Genomic DNA, 15,644 nt, shown 5'->3' on the forward strand with positions numbered 1-15,644 from the left:
TGGCGCCATCCTTCTCCTGCCACAATCCGCTGGCAGGTGTGCGGGTGTAAGCGGTTAGCCCGCCAAACTTCCCCACAAGTTCGTCACGAACCTGCCGGTGATGAACCGATGACCGGTGCGCAAAAATCTTATCTAAGTACGTTAAGCGAAGAGGCTGGCGAAGAAATGGATGAAAATCTATCCAAAGCGGAGGCGGCAAAGAAAATCGATGAGCTTCAGCTCTCGTATCAAGCCGCCAAGACTATCGGGTTTCGAGCACGGCCCAAGTGACGATTCCAACCAAAGTCGAACACTTCCATTTGAGTATGTCGATCTAGAGTACAGTACAAATGCACAGGACTGACCGCCCCTAGGGTGAGACGGCCAGCGTGGGACGAATACCTGCTGGTAATGCTATTTAATCTCGATCCGTTTGGTGGTCTTTCCCTCCTTCTTGGGCAACGTTAGTTCCAGGGTGCCATTCTCATATTTAGCCTCGGCCCTGGTTTCGTCCACTTCGCTCCCCAGCGTGAAGCTCCGGGAGGCCGATCCCTGCTGACATTCGCGAAAGATTACCCTTTCACCTTCCTTCTCTTCTCTTTCCTGCTTTGTCTCGCAACTGATCGTGACGCGGTTGCCCTCCATCTGTACTTTGACGTCTTCTTTTTTTACCCCAGGGATTTCCGCACGAACATTATAGGCGTTATCTGTTTCCGTAAGATCCATCCTGATCTGCGGGGCGCTTTCCATATCCATCGAGAATGGCCGCATCCCGAAATTTCTGAACCATTCATCAATATTAAAGAAAGGGTCATAACGCATGATGTCGCCAGAAAGAGGGGAACGACGAACAATGTTGTTTGCCATGGCTTGCTCCTTTAATTCAAGTGTAAGTGAATGTAAATAGTCTCTGCTTTTACCTCCCTCTACCTCGACCTAAAGACAATGAAGCTTGCCTATCGGTTTCTATTTTTAGAGATTCGCACGGCATAAGGAGAACTCAGCCACGCTATCCTTCTGAATCGTTTTGAAGGATCTCCCACACCGGTTGCATCTTCCGTTCGCCGGGACACATAGAGTTTGATGCTGATGTACCTGCCTCAATCAGTTTGAGCTGGACGCCATGCTTAAGCCTACTGATCCAGCGCCTTGCCCGTGACTCCGGTTCCTGATCAGTGCAAAATTGCCATGGGGCAACCCGCGAAACTTTGAAGCTCGCTCCAGTACACGCACAACATATTGTCCTGAAATGTCATGTTCAGATACCAGATCAATGGATTCCTTAGTGAAGTCATCAACGATGGTCAATGCCTTGATGCGTCTCCCATTTTCCAGCACATCACAGATGAAATCTATTGACTGGCTTGGCAATGCCAGTTGCTCACGCTCAACTGCTACAACCCCTTTAGTGATGAAAGCGTGCCTTGGACAAAGAAAGATCCGGCCTGCGAAGCTCCTACGAGCTGTCCGGAATCGTTTACCGCTGACGCTATGCTCGTCGCTCCGCCCAGGGTGCCGACATCGGATACGAATGAGTGATTTTTATCTATTATAAAAGCATGTAGATAGGTACTAGAATCGATGCCCATTTCCCACTACCTATCCTAAAAACGAACGTTTTTTATGGATAGAATTCAGTTCTCCTCTACTCTATGCTTTAAAAAGCAGCCGTTCGCGTATTAGGGGCTATTCCCCTACCATTTCCTGCTGAAAGCACAATATCCCCGACCAATAATAGGAGGATGAATTGATACGAAAACTTGTCTTTACTGCCCTTGTTGCGTGGGTTGCACGCAGAATTTCCCGCAGTGGCCTAAGGGATCGCCGAAGTCCCGGAGATCGCCGTAGCCCCGAGGACCGCCGTAGCCTCGGGGATCGCCGCAGTTGAGGGACCGCGCTGATCGGATACCTTAGGTAGATTTGCCGTGATTGCTTCTTGCTTCGAGCATGGCACCTGCAATGGCGTATGTCGAATGACAATCTTTCGTGGATGAACTAGACCCAACGCTTTCAAGGTGGATTGGATGACTGGCAGTGATTAAAGGCGGGGCACACTCAGTTCCTTGCTGGTCGTTATCCTGATGTTGACGTCCTGCCGCGCCTGCGACCGTTCTAATCAGTGTAAAGAGCCGCACAGGCTTGCCAAGGTATTCCTGGAAACCTGCCTTGATCGCTTTGGTCTGCGCTTCGTCCTTGCCTAGGACAGAGAGCGCAATGGTAGGGCGTTTCCGCCTTTGTCCGCCGGCAAATTGCGCGCGGCTTTAATGAACTGGTAGTCATTCACCTGTGGCATGTTAAGGTCGCAGACGATCACATCTGGCTGGTGCGCCTGCACTCTTATGTATGTACTTACGGTACACCCCATCCTGACAAATCTGCCTGACACTTTTCCTGTCATTTTGTGTCAATTTAGAATTATAAATTATATTAGTTGACACTCACTAATGAAGGTCATAGACTCCACCCTGACATTATTAGCAGGCAGCATAGCCTCAAACTGAACATCTCGTATAAGTTTCGGAAGTTTGGTAATCGACATCTGATGAATGTAGCAAGCTTTTGAGGTACTTGCCATGAGTTCGACAAACTCAGCGAGTTTCATTTTTCGCCCGTGATCTGTAGCACGCAGGGCGTAAGGTGAGCCAGTTTTCGGCAAATTGACAGTTGCAGTCACCTCGAGGGCGCCGTAACGGTCAGCAAAATAGCTGGGCGTCCATTCCTCAAGTGCCTTCCATGAATTGAGTAAGCCAACGGCAATCAGCGGACTTCTCGCACCCGCAAGATGTATTCCCAGTTCCTCTGGCGTTTGGAAGGAGACCCGTGGGATGGATTGAAATATTATCTCTCCCAATGTATTTGTCATGGGCACCCATCCGATATTGATGGAAACCTGAAAAGATGTTCAGCCTTTTCCTAACGCTTTAATCGCCACCCAATTATCTTGTCGTAATAATAAGCACCTGATGGACGTCCTGTATGGAGATAGGTTTTATGTGGTCTCCCCAGAATCCCGTTCCAGATGAAATCACGGGTTAAGACCAATAACGACAATGGGCCGGCGGAAAGTATTGCGGGAATTTGCTCATTCCAGGGGGCCGTTGGGCCAAACCAAAAGTTTATGGAAATAGATGGGTCCAACGAGCGGACGAAGTGCCACCACATCCGTGGTATGAACAATAATTCGCCAGGTTGCAATATCGCGTGCCACATCCGCACTTTCTTCAATTGCGGCTGTTTATTGAGGTCCATGTTCTCGACATCTATTTTGCTCTTGTCGATATTGCGCCGAAACTGGTTTAGCTTGCTACGCTCTTCGGGGGGGCAACATAAAACCCATTTTTGGCCTTGAATTTGTCCAAGTAAGTTATCTCGCCGATCGAAATGAAGACCAGATCGAGTACCCTTTGATCCTATCCATAGATTTATGGACGGTCTATGTCTGGGATGGGGCGGGACAATCTCCTCAAAGTTTACATCTCTTTCAGCACTTGGAAAAAAACTGATTGGTCGCTGATGCGTATAGCAGGGCTTGGCATTTGGTTGTTTGATGAGATCGACAATATCCTCCAGCTTCATCATCTGGTGGTGATTCTGGTTAGCCTGGTCATAGACCGCCCCTTTATCTGGAAGATTAATGGATGCCGGCAGTGATACATTGCCATATGTTTCTCTGAAGTACTCCAAATTCCACAGTTTCATTGCGGGCCATTCGATCATTTTATTAGTGAGTATGACCGGGGTTTTGGAACCTCTGAGATGCTGCTCAAATTCCCAGGAGGAATTGAAATTCATCCTCGGAATCTCGCCTTCAATAACTGTGGCTAGTGCGGCGAGTGCAGAAGAATCGCACGGAGCCACCTTTTCCAGTGCTAATCGTTCAATTTCATTCATCGCTGCTCCAATTGCCATTCAACATACCGACCATCATGTCAAGCTCCTGTCGTTTAAGATCTTGGTGTACAGGAAGACATATGAGATTGGCATAAAGATAGGCTGCTTATTTACAATACCATCGGACACAACCCAGAATCATCTCCCCACGAAAATGACGCCACTTAAAATCTGACATTTGAGGATCTGTTCTGAAAAACACAATGGTGTACCTGGCTTCTTATTTTTTGCAACAGAGCCGTATTTTCTGGTCTCGGATGTTCGAAAAGCCATCGTCACAGATAACATTGTAGCTGGAGGCATGATGGTGGTCGATGGCAATTTTGATGGATCGTCCACGACAACCTTTTGGTTGACTCCCCCCAATGTAGCCTTTTCCTGGTCGCGCAGGCAGGCGAGACGATAACTGCCTCGATCAAGAGCAACATGATTAGAAATGCGGATTAGAGGAATGCGTGTGCCTTCAGCGGCTTGTCCGCTGCAATGCTTTGTTAGGGGAAATCTGTAAAATCTCAGCATGAGCCAACCTTAGTAACTCATTAAACTCAAACTGAACTGATTTAATTTCTTCGAAGTTAGACTGCCTTGTTCGTAATAAGCTAGCAACCAACCTAATTAGCTCTTCCTGCTTGGCCTTAACCTCTTTACCTTTCGTGGGAGCAAACTGTAAGTAATTTTGCATTTCCCAATCTAGAAACTGAATCAGTCGGATCTTATCCCTCAAAGAAATCTCCTTTTGCTCGTGCTCAACTTCCCAGCCTGGGAGCTTTTCATGGGCTATCTGCCCAAGCGCGAAAATGTTTGCTAAACATTCAGAAACTGCAACATTGAAATCATGAGAAATTCCTAAGAGTTTTTTGGCCCACCAATTTTGCCATTCTTGCTCCTTAGATAGAGCAACTTTATTTCTCTCTAGAGTCCTATTAATTAATATCCCCAAAATCAGAATAACTAGGGGAGTTAGTCCGGAAACTACCATTTACTACTTCTAATTCTTGCTCTGTCATCCTTGTTTCCTCCCCTAACGTCGCAAATCAGCTGCGCCGCTTTTTGGCATCGGCTGATTTACCTTGTTAGCCATTTCAAAGCCTGGAATGGCTTCAGCAAGGCTGCTCCATATGACACCCCCTTTATCAAGAGACGTTCTAGATTATCTGTTCCGCCATTAAGCTCTAACTCCATTAAACTTCAGAAATCCAATAATTTGCTCATCCGGAAATCGCTTCTTCATGTCCGTTCTCCTCTCGAAAAACGATTAAGTCCTTAAACTGCTGTAAATCGGGGGTGTAGGTAGCCACCGCTTTGGTTCGGTAAGATGGCGTTATCGAGACGTTGATCATTACTGAAAGTAGTAATAGTGATTTGAGTAATATTAGAAGAAAGTTTGGTTAATGGAACAGATTACGAGTGTTTCCCGTATGAACGGCAACGTCATGCACACATTTTTGCTCTTGAGAAAACGTAGCAAAACCTCTCCATTTTGCAACATAAGAATCAAAAGGAGTCATATTTCCGTCTAAAAAGTACTATTTTTAAAAAAATAAATAAACAATCCTCCTTATGGACGTTTCCTGATGAAAATTAAATTCTTCATCATCGGTCTAGGCCTCTTAATATTATTTCCGTCACCCCCCTCTCTGGCAGAGAGAGGGATTTTAGGAGGTTTACTCGGCCTTAGTGGCTGCATTAAGGGGTGCAGGGAAGAGGACTCGAAGCGTTCTGAGTCAAGCTGTAGTCGATTCTGCAGGTGTACTCTTGAATTTGACTCAGCTGATTTGATTAAATGGATAACTAAAAAAAACATGGGGGAAGCTGCTAGTACTGCTTCTTATCAGGCAATGACTTGTCGAGCTCAAGTTTGGCCAGATGTTTACACTCCGCCGCCATCACCTACACAAGAACAGCAAAACGAACCGAAAAAGCTCTCTGGAGACGAAGCACCACTTTCAAAACAAACGGTTGACTTCATCGACGTAGCCATGCTTGGCCCCAAACTACAACCGCTCGTGCGCCAAGCAACAACGGAAGGAATTAGCAATCATCGATACAACCGAATAACTTGCGTTTATGGACCCTACAAGCAAAGAGAAGATGGAGAGAGTGTTGTGTCCCATTTCAGCTTTTGGTACCGCTCCCTTCCAGGTGATTTTGTTGATTGGAAAAAGCAAGACAGCGAGATGACCTTGCTTCGAATGGGCGGCGTCGCCACAGTTAATGAATGTCCTGCGAAGCTTAGCGAGGCCGAAGCTATACACGCGGCGGGGCGTCAGAGGTACGAGAGCGAGAAGCAGCTGAATCCCCCCTGAACCTGTAGACACTCCGAAGCTTTAAACTAAGGCATGAAGGAGGAGTCATGAGCAGCAAGCGTTATCCCGAAGAATTCAAGATTGAGACGGTGAAGCAGATCACCGAGAGGAGGCACCCAGTGGCGGAGGTGGCCAGCAGGATTGGTGTTTCCCAGCATAGTTTGTACGCATGGCTCAACGCTACAGTCTGCCAGGGAGTGAAGACAGCGACCTCCGGGGTCAGGCAGAAGAAATTCGTCGTCTGAAAGCGGAACTGAAGCGTGTCAGCGGGAGCGCGACATTCTAAAAAACGGCTCCCACGGCTCCCACGGCTCCCACGGCTCCCACGGCTCCCACGGCTCGCAGCGCCCCTTATGGATAGAAACATCAGGCGGGTACACTGCTATAACGCGAGGACAGTGGCCGTCAGCTTCTTGGGGCATCGACCCCGTCAAAAAACCTGGCCCAGGGGAAGCTGCGGACCCATCTGTGGTGGCATCTTCGATGACCCCGTTTAGGAAATTGATTTAATCCGAGTCCCCGTCCTGCGTCCTTACTCTTTAGGAGGGATCATGTCAGGAAATAGAACGAAGCCCAATCCCGTAGGGCTACCCATTGTTCATGAGTTTGCCGCAGGCATCGACATTGGGTCTCGATTCCATATCGTCGCAGTTAGCCCATGATCAATTTGCTCTCACACAGTTTAAAAGTGATGTGATAGGGCATCGATCAAAAATCAAAAACGTATTTAGTGATAGGCTTTTTGGGGGATTATTGACCTCTCATTAGAGCTAGATCTAGTGAGAGATCGGCCTTGCTCGCTCACACCTTGTCTTCGTTAAAGCTCGAGCAGCAAAAGTTAGCAGGGATACCATTTCTTGGCTACTCCGGGGGTACTGCAGTTAGGGGTTAAGGTGCTTAATATATAAATAAAAAATTATGATCACAATAAAAACACTTGAATCTTATTTATAGTAATACTGAGTACAATGTTCCAATGTCATAGGGCTCCAACCATAAATTAAGAGATCAAGGATTGAAATGAACCAAGCAACCAAGTCAGTGTCTCCGTATGGGTTTTGGAAGTCGCCAATTACCTCCGATTTAATTGTCGCCGAGGCGGTTACTCTCGTCGATGTTCTCTTGGATAATGATGACGTTTATTGGATCGAAAGCCGTCCAAAAGAAGCGGGACGCTTCGTTTTAGTAAAACGTTTAGCCGATGGGACTACGCGCGAGGTTGTGCCGGAGTCATTTAGCACACGAACACGGGTTCATGAGTACGGTGGAGGTGCTGTTTTAGTTAAAAATGGTACGGTATATTTCAGTAACGATTCGGATCAAAAATTATACCGTCAGAATCCGGGGGGACCTCCTTTCGCCATTGGGAGTGCGCCTCAATGTCGGTATGCCGACGGCATTATTGATGAGAGTCGCGGCAGAATTATCACAGTACGCGAAGATCATAGCCAAGCAGATGGGGTAGTGGTCAACACTATTGTTGCCGTCGCCGTAGACGGTCTAAGTGACGATCAGATCCTAATTTCAGGCAACGATTTTTATTCCAACCCACGGCTTAGCTCCGATGGAAAGAGGCTTGCGTGGCTGACGTGGAACCATCCCAATATGCCATGGACGAGTTCGGAATTGTGGACGGCAAATGTGACTGACTCAGGCGAAATTACTTCGCCGCGGAAGATCGCTGGCTCTATAGATGAGTCGATTTTTCAACCAGAATGGTCGTTGAATGGGACGTTATATTTCATTTCGGACCGAAGTGGCTGGTGGAACTTATATCGAGTTAAGAACGATTCAATCGAAGCGGTTATGCCCAAAAAGGCTGAATTCGGTCAAGCGCAATGGTCCTTCGGTATGGCGACATATGGATTCGCCTCAGACAGCAGGGTAGTGGTTAGTTATATTGCGAATGGCCGCACGCATCTTGAGATTATTAACGAGGAAACAGGGGATGTAACACCCATCAGTTTCCCTTATACGGAGGCGGCTAGCGTACGTGTAAATGCGAATTACATAGTTGTCAGGGCGGGTGCTCCGGACAAGCCTTCATCGGTCGTCAAGATCGGAATAAAACCACCAGCTACCATCGAGATTCTCCGGCGGTCAACGGAGGTCATAGAAGATTCCTCTATTCATGCCTACATTTCGATTCCGACACTTATCGAGTTTCCAACTGGCAACCGAAATGCGTATGGATGGTATTACGCGCCATACAATCCGGACTTCACGGCTAGCGTAGATGAGTTACCGCCGCTCATTGTAAAAAGCCATGGTGGACCTACTGCTGCAGCATCCAGTACGCTTGACCTAAGAATTCAATATTGGACGAGTCGAGGATACGCGGTTGTTGATGTTGACTACGGGGGGAGTACGGGTTATGGCCGAGAGTTCCGCAATCGTCTTTATCAGACCTGGGGGATCGTGGACCTTGAGGACTGCACAAATGCAGCGCGCTTCCTTTGTAAAACCAAACGAGGTGACGAAGCACGTACCGCGATCACTGGGGGGAGTGCTGGGGGATACACTACCTTGTGTGCGCTCATATTTAATGACTTTTTCAAAATAGGTGCCAGCTACTATGGGGTTGGGGATTTAGAAGCTTTGGTTCGGGACACGCATAAGTTTGAATCCCATTATTTGGATTGGCTGGTTGGCAAATATCCCGAGGAAATAGAGAAATACAAGGCTCGTTCCCCTATCAATTTTACTGAGCGATTATCAGTGCCAGTGATTTTTTTTCAAGGTGACGAAGATAAAATAGTTCCTCCAAATCAAGCGGAAATGATGGTTAGTCGAATACGTTCAAAAGGACTTCCCGTAGGTTACTTTTTGTTTCATGGCGAGCAACATGGATTCCGCCAAGCCTCCAACATCAGACGATCACTGGATGCTGAACTGTACTTTTACGCGACACTGCTAGTGCGATCCGGACTTCAATTTTAGGCGCTGGCATAGCTAAGCGCAGATCCTAAGCTTACCTAGCATGGAAATCATGAGCTAGTGAGCGTATCTGGAGTTAGACGCGGCTTGAGCAACGTACGCCATCCTCTATCATTTTCGAGTGCTTTTTGCGCAGATTATCTCCAAACCAGCTCCTTTCCCATCCAAACAATTCCTGAGCCTGGCTCATGCATCGATCGGCGTTCCAACTGTTCCAATCAGGATAGATTTGATGTGCCCCGATAGTAGGGCCATGGGCATTCTAGGGTCTGTTGACGTTGTGACCCTACCCCGGAATCAGTACCGGTCTAAAGTGATGTGCTCCCCCTAAAACGTGCCATTTGGAATCTAGTAAAGTTCGTTTTTCGAGAGGAGAATGGACGTGCTGGACGAATTCCCGAGCCTGGGAAAGCTCGAAATCCTGCAGGAATCGCTCGCTTTTCTCGCACGCTACGGCATCAAGTGCTACCTCATCTGCCAGGACATCAACCAGCTCAAATCCTCCAGGACCGGCTACGGACAGAACGAGTCCATCACCTCCAACTGCCACATCCAGAATGCCTTCCCTCCCAATCGGGTGGAGACGGCTGAACACCTCTCCAAGCTCACGGGACAGACCACGATCGTCAAAGAGCAGGTGACGAAGGGGGACAAGCATACTTCGCGTACCCTGCAGGATGTGCAACGCTCCTTGCTGACGGTGGATGAGTGCCTGCGCATGCCAGGACCCGTCAAGGGAGTGAAAGATGGTCAGGATGTGATCGAGCGGGCGGGCGATATGATCATTTACGTTGCAGGATTCCCGGCGATCTATGGAAGGCAACCACTCTACTTCCAGGATGCCATCTTCCAGAAGAGGGCGGAAGTGCCAGCACCTATGGCGAGCGATCGGCTGTGAGTTTTACCTTAGCAGTGTCATGGCTTTCTCGTGGGATTACGCGCGCAGTGATCGGGGCGGTACTCGGTTTCCTGATTGTGTGCCTAGTTTGCTTTGCCGCAGGTCTGCGGGTCAATACGACCAGGAGCATTCCTGTCGGGATTTACCGGCTGACGGATGTGCCGGTGAGGAAGGGCGAGTATGTAATTTTCTGTCCGCCGCAGACGCGCTGTTCGATGAAGCGCGCGAGCGCGGATACATAAGCGCGGGTTTCTGTCCGGGCAACTACGGGTACATGATGAAGCGGGTGCTTGCAATGGCAGGCGATGTCGTGACGTCAACGGATGCGGGTATGAGTGTCAATGGCGAGGTGTTGCAGGTCAGCACCCCGCTGACAAAGGATAAGGCGGGCAGGATCATGCCACGCTATTCGACAGATAGTTACACTTTGAAAGAATCCGAACTGCTGCTCATGTCGGACGTGAGCGGGACGTCATTCGACGGCCGCTATTTCGGACCGGTGGACGCGGGGCAGGTGAGGGAGGTGATCAAGCCTTTGGTCACTTTCTGAGTTCCTTCGCAATTTTAGGCAATGAAATGGGATGGCCGATGCTCCCAAACGGTGGATGACCTGTGCGCATTCCCGAATCCCGGGCGGGCATTGAAACTACCTGCAATAGAGCGAGTCGTCCGTCAGGCTCCCGGTAAGGTCACCAAGAAGCTCAGCAGAGAAAGTTGAACGTAATGAAGAGCAGGCGCAAATAGATAGGCGCGTTTAAGTCTGATGAATGGTTTCTAGCAACGCAATAAGCTCTTCTCGATCTTCTTTAGGCAGGGTTTCCAGAAAGTTATTTAGAATGTCACAAGACCGTTGCAGCTCCTCGTTCCATAGATCAGCCCCGTGTTCTCTGAATTCTATGCTTCCGTCCATTATCCTTCCTTACTAAAGTGTCAACTAATGCTGCACCTCGTGAGGTAAAAATATTGTGAAAACGACGTTAACTTTCCGTAAAAAGAAAAAGACACGATTTGCTGTCATTCTGCCGGAAGGGCTGAATTGATTTTTTTCGGATTGAAAAAACCAAGCTGAATTACATCGGGGATTAGACCTGGAAACCTGAATGGGTTACGAGGAGCGAAGTCAGAAAGTCATCACCGCAGCACCTCGGCGCAAAACATGGCTGGGGTAACAATCCGGGTTCGTTCGATATACCCGCGTTGCAGCAGGCCGGCGCGGCGATCACCGGTCACCAGATAGTCCGCATTGCCTGCCCAGGACATAGCCAGTAGAAAGGCATCGTCAGGATCATCTGCTTCAATCGTAACGGGTAGCTCCTCCAATATCACGGCGCGCTGCAGATTATTGACCATCGTACCCACCTTGGCGGGTTGTAAAACAGCCCGAAATTTGGGATATCTGCTGGCCCGGCGAATTTCATCCAGCTGCAATCGGGACGTTACGATCTCGAAGCGCGCGGATCGCCACGCGCGATAGATTACATCCGGCTTTCCATGTGGTGAGATCAAGGCACTAAACAGAATATTTGTATCCAGCACCACCCGCATCAGGGCTTACGTGCCCATTGCAGGGCTTCATCAACCATCAAGGCCATATCCGCTTCGCTCACGTTTGCATTGGCAGTCTTGGCCTGTTCGGCTGACAACTCCAGGATGTGTGCTCGTACTGCCTCTTCAACGAAGCGCGACAGATCCCCCTTTTTGCCCCCACCCTGGCTGGCCAGAAACATTCGAAGGGATTTATCAACATCGGCAGAGACAGCGAGATTCCAGCGAGCAGTATTCATGCGTACTCCTAATATGTGTTTATACGTCTAGGTGTTTAAGTCTAAATCCGCTTTATCTCGTACGCAATATTTAAACATTCAATCAACTCCAGGGAGCCAAAATCCCCGGTCCCGCTAGTTGTAACCGCTCGTAATGATGAAGGGGGTGCATGCTAGCGGTAATGACAGATTGTTTCGACGGTGAGGGCCTGAGAATCAGTGGCAATCTATTGCCCTTAAGCAAGCCGCTGGCAACCGACACGACAGGAAGGAGGATGCCGCGCTATTGGTTCAATCACTATTAGCTTGGCAGGCCAGAATTGCTGCTCATGTCGAACGTGAGGGTCACATCCCTCGATGGGCGCTATTTCGGGCCGGTGGATGCCGGGCAGGTGAGGGGGATGATCAAGCCTTTGTTCACCTTCTGAGTTCCCTGGCAATTTTAAAAAATGTGATGAAGAACTCTGGAGCAGGGAAGAAGCGGTAGCCAAAGCAATCAATGCAGGTTTTCAGAGGTATTTTTGCAAACCCGTGCAGCTTTCGGCGCTGGTCGAAACGATTGCAGGTTTGGCAAGAAAGCAGCAGGACCCAAAGGGCGAGTAGCATCAAATATTCAATCTGCGCAAGATTCATACAGAGGATAAACCATGAGCTAATGTAGTATCAATCCGGTTTTTCCTCGAGGGTTGGGGCATCCTGATAGGGCCTTGCGTCCCCTGGGAGGTCTATCATGAAAGTTGTCCCGCGAGGTGCTGCGCTATCGACTTCAACGCTTCCCCCATGGCTTTCCGCAACACTGCGCACGTACGGCAAGCCTATGCCCCAGCCTTCCTTCCCAGCGGCTGCTCTTTGGAATACCTGGAACAGGCTTTCCATTTGTTCCGGAGGAATGGGCTCTCCTTCGTTATGCACGGTCACCATTACGCGCTCATGTACCGGATCAATTTTGATCCTTACAGAAGTGTCGGGAGCGCCATATTTGAGCGCATTACCCATAAGATTCTCCATCGCCCTTTTGATGGCCTCCCGATCCCACCAGACTCTGGCAGAGCGGGCAATGAGTTGAAAACGCGGTCCATGCGCGAAGGTGAATTGCTCGCACACTTCCTTCGCGAGCTCCTGCATGTCGAATTCCTCGAGACGAAGCTGTAACCGTTTTCCACTCTGGAATCGGGCGGCATCGAGCAAATCCTGGATCATTCCGTCCATGCGGTCGAGGCTTGCAACAATTTGCCTTGTAAACTCCTTTATCCTGTCCAGATCTGAAGAATGTTCAATCAATTGGGCAGCAAGTTTTGCATTTGATAATGGATTTCTCAGGTCGTGCGTCAGGGCGGCAACGAATCTTTCCCGCAGCGCTAGTTGCGCAAGGGCGAAGGCAGTTACCGCCTCGCGTATCGAGCCGTCAATGGAGGCGTTGATCCGGTAAATTTCCTCATCGTTAAGCCGGACACCATTCGCCTTCAAAACATCAAAGATCGTCCATCGCAGTATCTGATACTCCGAGATAACCGAATGGACGTTGTAGTTCGTCAGCCTGGCGCGCTCACCCCCGTGCTCAATAGCTACAGTGTTGCTTTCATTTCCTGTGGTCCTGGGGTAACCAGGCGTGATCGCTTCTGCGATGTTGTCATACAGGGAAGGGAAGGTATTGATCAGGATCGGGTTGGCTAGCTGTTTAGCTTCCTTGATGGACTCTCGAACCCGTTTCATCCATTCCGCAAGCACCTCATCCCGAAGCTCCAGCATCCTTCTGGCATTTGGGGAAAGCCCCTCTGGGTTGATATTCTGGTCGGTTGCCAGAGTCATAGTGATTGCTCTTATTTGTAGATTCCCCTGGGCGATTAGATTACGGCATCTCGCTAATGGTCCAATAGGTGTCAATGGAGCGCATGACTTGCACGAACTGGCCGTAGCCGAGCGGCTTTGGCATATATCCCGCTACGCCCAAATCGAAGCTGTTTACCTTGTCCTGTTGGTCATCCGATGTGGTCATCACCACTACGGGAATGGGTCTCAGCCTCTCGTCCTTTTTAACTGCTTGCAGGAATTCGATACCGTTCATGATGGGCATGTCCAAGTCCAGGAGAATGATGCAAGGCCTGTCGCCGTTCTCGTCCCCCAGAAAATTTAATGCTTCCTCGCCGTTTTCCCGATACACAATCTGATTGGGAACTTGAAGCTCCCTGAAGGCGCGGGTGACTGCCATAGTGAAGACCTGGTCGTCTTCAACCAGGAGAATAGGTTTATGGGTGACCTTCATGGGGGGTTCCTATATTTGGGGATTAAGAGATTGCTGCGGTTTTCAGCAGCAAGAAAGTGAAAATGGCCAATTTCTTGGCGAGGACTGTAACTTGCGGCTAGGGGAGAGCTGCCAGCCATCTTCGAGCAGGAGTTCACGGTGCTGTTGTGATAGTAGGGGATATTCAATGCCTCATCCTGGGATTTCGGCAAGCTGTTCCTTTGAGGCAAAAACTGTCAGTGCCCAGAGTGTCAATACCGCGCTCAACGAGTTCCGCAGGATCGTTGGCGATGAATGAGTGTTCAGCAGTGATGAGGAGGTCGTCTTGTACAGGGATGATGTGTTCCCGCCATACTTTTGAATCGGGGATCGCAAAAAGTAGTTGGTATTAAATCAGCTTTGAGAAACGTCTGGATTTTACTGGAACCCTTACTGCTTCTGATACAGCCCGATCAGTTCGGCAGAGGCAATCACGTGACCTTGCATCGCCTCCCCCAGCCTCGCTTTGGTGGGCTGCCCGAGATCCGGCAACATTGTATCCAATGCATAGAGTTTATGGAAATAGCGGTGCCTGCCGATGGGAGGACATGGCCCCCCGTACCCGGTGCGCTCCCAGTCATTCAGTCCCTCTAGTGTTCCCGGCGGAAGGTCTGCCGTTGCAACACCCTCGGGCAATCCGAGGGCCGTGGCAGGGATATTGTACAACACCCAATGCACCCAGGTTCTCTTTGGGGCGGCGGGATCAGGCGCATCCGGGTCATCCACGATCAATACCAAGCTCTTCGCGCTGTCCGGCACCTCCTCCCAAAAGAGTTCTGGCGAGGTATCATGCCCTTGGCAGGTATGTCGGCGGGGTATCATCCCCCCTTTCGGAAAAGATGAAGAGATGATCGTCATGGACATGGCGATTTCTCTTCGTGCTCACGCGTCTGTGTTCTTTCCGCTCCGGCAGTTGCCGTTAAAGGCATCACAACAGCTAGAGTCATTAAGCAGGCGAATCCTTTCCCCACCTTGAGCCAAATGGTTGTGAACGCGGAACGGATCCTTGCGTCACTTATCGAAGCTTATTTCACGATATGGAAATAAGCCGTCCTTGTTCTCCCCCTCGCTTTGGCAGGCGAACAGTCAAAACACCATTCGTATAATCCGCTTGCGCATTGTCCGCATCCACCTCACGTGGCAACGGAATCGCACGCTCGAAAATCCCGTATGCCCTCTCCATCACGTGGTAAGTGCTATGGCTTGAGGATCTCTCGAAACGCTTTTCACCTTTCAAATAAAGCATGCGACCATCCACCGTGATTTGCCAGTCTTTTTTATCCATCCCCGGCGCCTCGATTCGTACCACGATTTCCTTGTCGGTTTCTTCCGTGTCTCCGGCAAGAAGACTCCAGCTGCGAAAAGCAGGGAGGCCGGTCCCTGATCCTTGCTCCTTGTTTTCTTCATCCTTGCGACGCACGAAGTGCGTAAGCGCATTGCTGCTGTGATGAACCAGATCGCGCCAGCCCTCGGTGATTTGATCCCATGTCCTGCTGAGTCCCCGGCTGATATTTTTTCCAGCGTCCTTTAAAGAATCCATCATGATCATTCTCCTCACTCATTTAAAATCACAATATTAGAGAAACTAG

The 15,644-nt window shown here is 49.4% G+C and carries 16 protein-coding genes and 2 pseudogenes; 7 read left to right on the forward strand and 11 right to left on the reverse strand.

The window, feature by feature from the left end:
* The coding region (locus BMY01_RS18150) for a DUF3072 domain-containing protein (protein WP_217638683.1) at positions 1-270 on the forward strand (270 nt) is incomplete at its 5' end.
* Positions 271-393: 123 nt separating this feature from the next.
* On the opposite strand, the gene BMY01_RS14795 is transcribed toward BMY01_RS18150, so the two are convergent.
* The 5 genes and pseudogenes from BMY01_RS14795 to BMY01_RS14815 form a co-directional block, all read right to left on the reverse strand.
* Positions 394-846, reverse strand: coding sequence for an Hsp20/alpha crystallin family protein (locus BMY01_RS14795; protein ID WP_074748901.1), 453 nt, complete (start codon positions 844-846; stop codon positions 394-396).
* Between the two features lie 208 nt (positions 847-1,054).
* A pseudogene (locus BMY01_RS14800) lies at positions 1,055-1,386 on the reverse strand (integrase catalytic domain-containing protein); the annotation flags it as partial.
* 1,015 nt (positions 1,387-2,401) lie between these two features.
* Positions 2,402-2,842 carry a cupin domain-containing protein gene (locus tag BMY01_RS14805; RefSeq protein WP_074748903.1) on the reverse strand — a complete coding sequence of 147 codons (441 nt, stop codon included), beginning with the start codon at positions 2,840-2,842 and terminating at the stop codon, positions 2,402-2,404.
* A 50-nt stretch (positions 2,843-2,892) separates the two neighbouring features.
* Positions 2,893-3,870: a cupin-like domain-containing protein gene (locus BMY01_RS14810; protein WP_074748904.1), complete on the reverse strand. Its 978-nt coding sequence runs from the start codon at positions 3,868-3,870 to the stop codon at positions 2,893-2,895.
* A gap of 463 nt (positions 3,871-4,333) precedes the next feature.
* Positions 4,334-4,849, reverse strand: coding sequence for a hypothetical protein (locus BMY01_RS14815; protein WP_074748905.1), 516 nt, complete (start codon positions 4,847-4,849; stop codon positions 4,334-4,336).
* A gap of 595 nt (positions 4,850-5,444) precedes the next feature.
* Between BMY01_RS14815 and BMY01_RS14820 the strand changes: the two genes are divergently transcribed.
* The 5 genes and pseudogenes from BMY01_RS14820 to traF all read left to right on the forward strand — a co-directional run bounded on the left by BMY01_RS14820 (position 5,445) and on the right by traF (position 10,561).
* The gene (locus BMY01_RS14820; protein WP_139176941.1) at positions 5,445-6,176 is read left to right on the forward strand and encodes a hypothetical protein; all 732 of its coding nucleotides are present in this window, start codon (positions 5,445-5,447) and stop codon (positions 6,174-6,176) included.
* Between the two features lie 47 nt (positions 6,177-6,223).
* Positions 6,224-6,470: pseudogene (locus BMY01_RS14825) on the forward strand (transposase); the annotation flags it as partial.
* A gap of 726 nt (positions 6,471-7,196) precedes the next feature.
* Positions 7,197-9,116, forward strand: a complete 1,920-nt coding sequence (locus BMY01_RS14830) for a S9 family peptidase (protein WP_074748907.1) — start codon at positions 7,197-7,199, stop codon at positions 9,114-9,116.
* A 379-nt stretch (positions 9,117-9,495) separates the two neighbouring features.
* Positions 9,496-10,011 (forward strand): type IV secretory system conjugative DNA transfer family protein, encoded by a 516-nt coding sequence (locus tag BMY01_RS14835; RefSeq protein WP_439331411.1) that lies wholly within the window; start codon positions 9,496-9,498, stop codon positions 10,009-10,011.
* Between the two features lie 19 nt (positions 10,012-10,030).
* Positions 10,031-10,561 carry a conjugative transfer signal peptidase TraF gene (gene traF / locus BMY01_RS14840; RefSeq protein WP_254772773.1) on the forward strand — a complete coding sequence of 177 codons (531 nt, stop codon included), beginning with the start codon at positions 10,031-10,033 and terminating at the stop codon, positions 10,559-10,561.
* Positions 10,562-11,142: 581 nt separating this feature from the next.
* On the opposite strand, the gene BMY01_RS14845 is transcribed toward traF, so the two are convergent.
* Positions 11,143-11,556 (reverse strand): putative toxin-antitoxin system toxin component, PIN family, encoded by a 414-nt coding sequence (locus BMY01_RS14845; RefSeq protein WP_074748908.1) that lies wholly within the window; start codon positions 11,554-11,556, stop codon positions 11,143-11,145.
* Positions 11,556-11,795 (reverse strand): ribbon-helix-helix domain-containing protein, encoded by a 240-nt coding sequence (locus tag BMY01_RS14850; protein ID WP_074748909.1) that lies wholly within the window; start codon positions 11,793-11,795, stop codon positions 11,556-11,558. The genes BMY01_RS14845 and BMY01_RS14850 overlap by 1 nt, the downstream gene beginning before the upstream one ends.
* 308 nt (positions 11,796-12,103) lie before the next feature.
* Here BMY01_RS14850 and BMY01_RS14855 point away from each other — a divergent pair, with 308 nt between their 5' ends.
* Positions 12,104-12,202, forward strand: a complete 99-nt coding sequence (locus BMY01_RS14855) for a S26 family signal peptidase (protein WP_074748953.1) — start codon at positions 12,104-12,106, stop codon at positions 12,200-12,202.
* Between the two features lie 235 nt (positions 12,203-12,437).
* Here the strand turns inward: BMY01_RS14855 and BMY01_RS14865 are convergent, their stop codons facing one another.
* The 4 genes from BMY01_RS14865 to BMY01_RS14880 all read right to left on the reverse strand — a co-directional run bounded on the left by BMY01_RS14865 (position 12,438) and on the right by BMY01_RS14880 (position 15,598).
* Positions 12,438-13,583 (reverse strand): sensor histidine kinase, encoded by a 1,146-nt coding sequence (locus BMY01_RS14865; protein ID WP_074748911.1) that lies wholly within the window; start codon positions 13,581-13,583, stop codon positions 12,438-12,440.
* A gap of 40 nt (positions 13,584-13,623) precedes the next feature.
* Positions 13,624-14,037: a response regulator gene (locus tag BMY01_RS14870; RefSeq protein WP_074748912.1), complete on the reverse strand. Its 414-nt coding sequence runs from the start codon at positions 14,035-14,037 to the stop codon at positions 13,624-13,626.
* Between the two features lie 408 nt (positions 14,038-14,445).
* Positions 14,446-14,919, reverse strand: coding sequence for a YbhB/YbcL family Raf kinase inhibitor-like protein (locus BMY01_RS14875; protein ID WP_074748913.1), 474 nt, complete (start codon positions 14,917-14,919; stop codon positions 14,446-14,448).
* Positions 14,920-15,085: 166 nt separating this feature from the next.
* Positions 15,086-15,598 (reverse strand): Hsp20/alpha crystallin family protein, encoded by a 513-nt coding sequence (locus BMY01_RS14880; RefSeq protein ID WP_074748914.1) that lies wholly within the window; start codon positions 15,596-15,598, stop codon positions 15,086-15,088.
* Positions 15,599-15,644: the final 46 nt, after the last annotated feature.

Origin of the sequence: Nitrosospira multiformis (assembly GCF_900110185.1) — a bacterium.
GTDB lineage: Bacteria > Pseudomonadota > Gammaproteobacteria > Burkholderiales > Nitrosomonadaceae > Nitrosospira > Nitrosospira multiformis_A.

Excerpts from the sequence above, each read along its gene's own strand:
- BMY01_RS14880 (WP_074748914.1), bottom strand. The coding sequence starts at position 15,598 with ATGATGGATTCTTTAAAGGACGCTGGAAAAAATATCAGCCGGGGACTC.
- BMY01_RS14870 (WP_074748912.1), bottom strand. The coding sequence starts at position 14,037 with ATGAAGGTCACCCATAAACCTATTCTCCTGGTTGAAGACGACCAGGTC.
- BMY01_RS14795 (WP_074748901.1), bottom strand. The coding sequence starts at position 846 with ATGGCAAACAACATTGTTCGTCGTTCCCCTCTTTCTGGCGACATCATG.
- BMY01_RS14845 (WP_074748908.1), bottom strand. The coding sequence starts at position 11,556 with ATGCGGGTGGTGCTGGATACAAATATTCTGTTTAGTGCCTTGATCTCA.
- BMY01_RS14855 (WP_074748953.1), top strand. The coding sequence starts at position 12,104 with ATGTCGAACGTGAGGGTCACATCCCTCGATGGGCGCTATTTCGGGCCG.
- BMY01_RS14830 (WP_074748907.1), top strand. The coding sequence starts at position 7,197 with ATGAACCAAGCAACCAAGTCAGTGTCTCCGTATGGGTTTTGGAAGTCG.
- BMY01_RS14875 (WP_074748913.1), bottom strand. The coding sequence starts at position 14,919 with ATGTCCATGACGATCATCTCTTCATCTTTTCCGAAAGGGGGGATGATA.
- BMY01_RS14815 (WP_074748905.1), bottom strand. The coding sequence starts at position 4,849 with ATGGTAGTTTCCGGACTAACTCCCCTAGTTATTCTGATTTTGGGGATA.
- BMY01_RS14820 (WP_139176941.1), top strand. The coding sequence starts at position 5,445 with ATGAAAATTAAATTCTTCATCATCGGTCTAGGCCTCTTAATATTATTT.
- BMY01_RS14850 (WP_074748909.1), bottom strand. The coding sequence starts at position 11,795 with ATGAATACTGCTCGCTGGAATCTCGCTGTCTCTGCCGATGTTGATAAA.
- BMY01_RS14805 (WP_074748903.1), bottom strand. The coding sequence starts at position 2,842 with ATGACAAATACATTGGGAGAGATAATATTTCAATCCATCCCACGGGTC.
- traF (WP_254772773.1), top strand. The coding sequence starts at position 10,031 with ATGGCTTTCTCGTGGGATTACGCGCGCAGTGATCGGGGCGGTACTCGG.
- BMY01_RS14865 (WP_074748911.1), bottom strand. The coding sequence starts at position 13,583 with ATGACTCTGGCAACCGACCAGAATATCAACCCAGAGGGGCTTTCCCCA.
- BMY01_RS14810 (WP_074748904.1), bottom strand. The coding sequence starts at position 3,870 with ATGAATGAAATTGAACGATTAGCACTGGAAAAGGTGGCTCCGTGCGAT.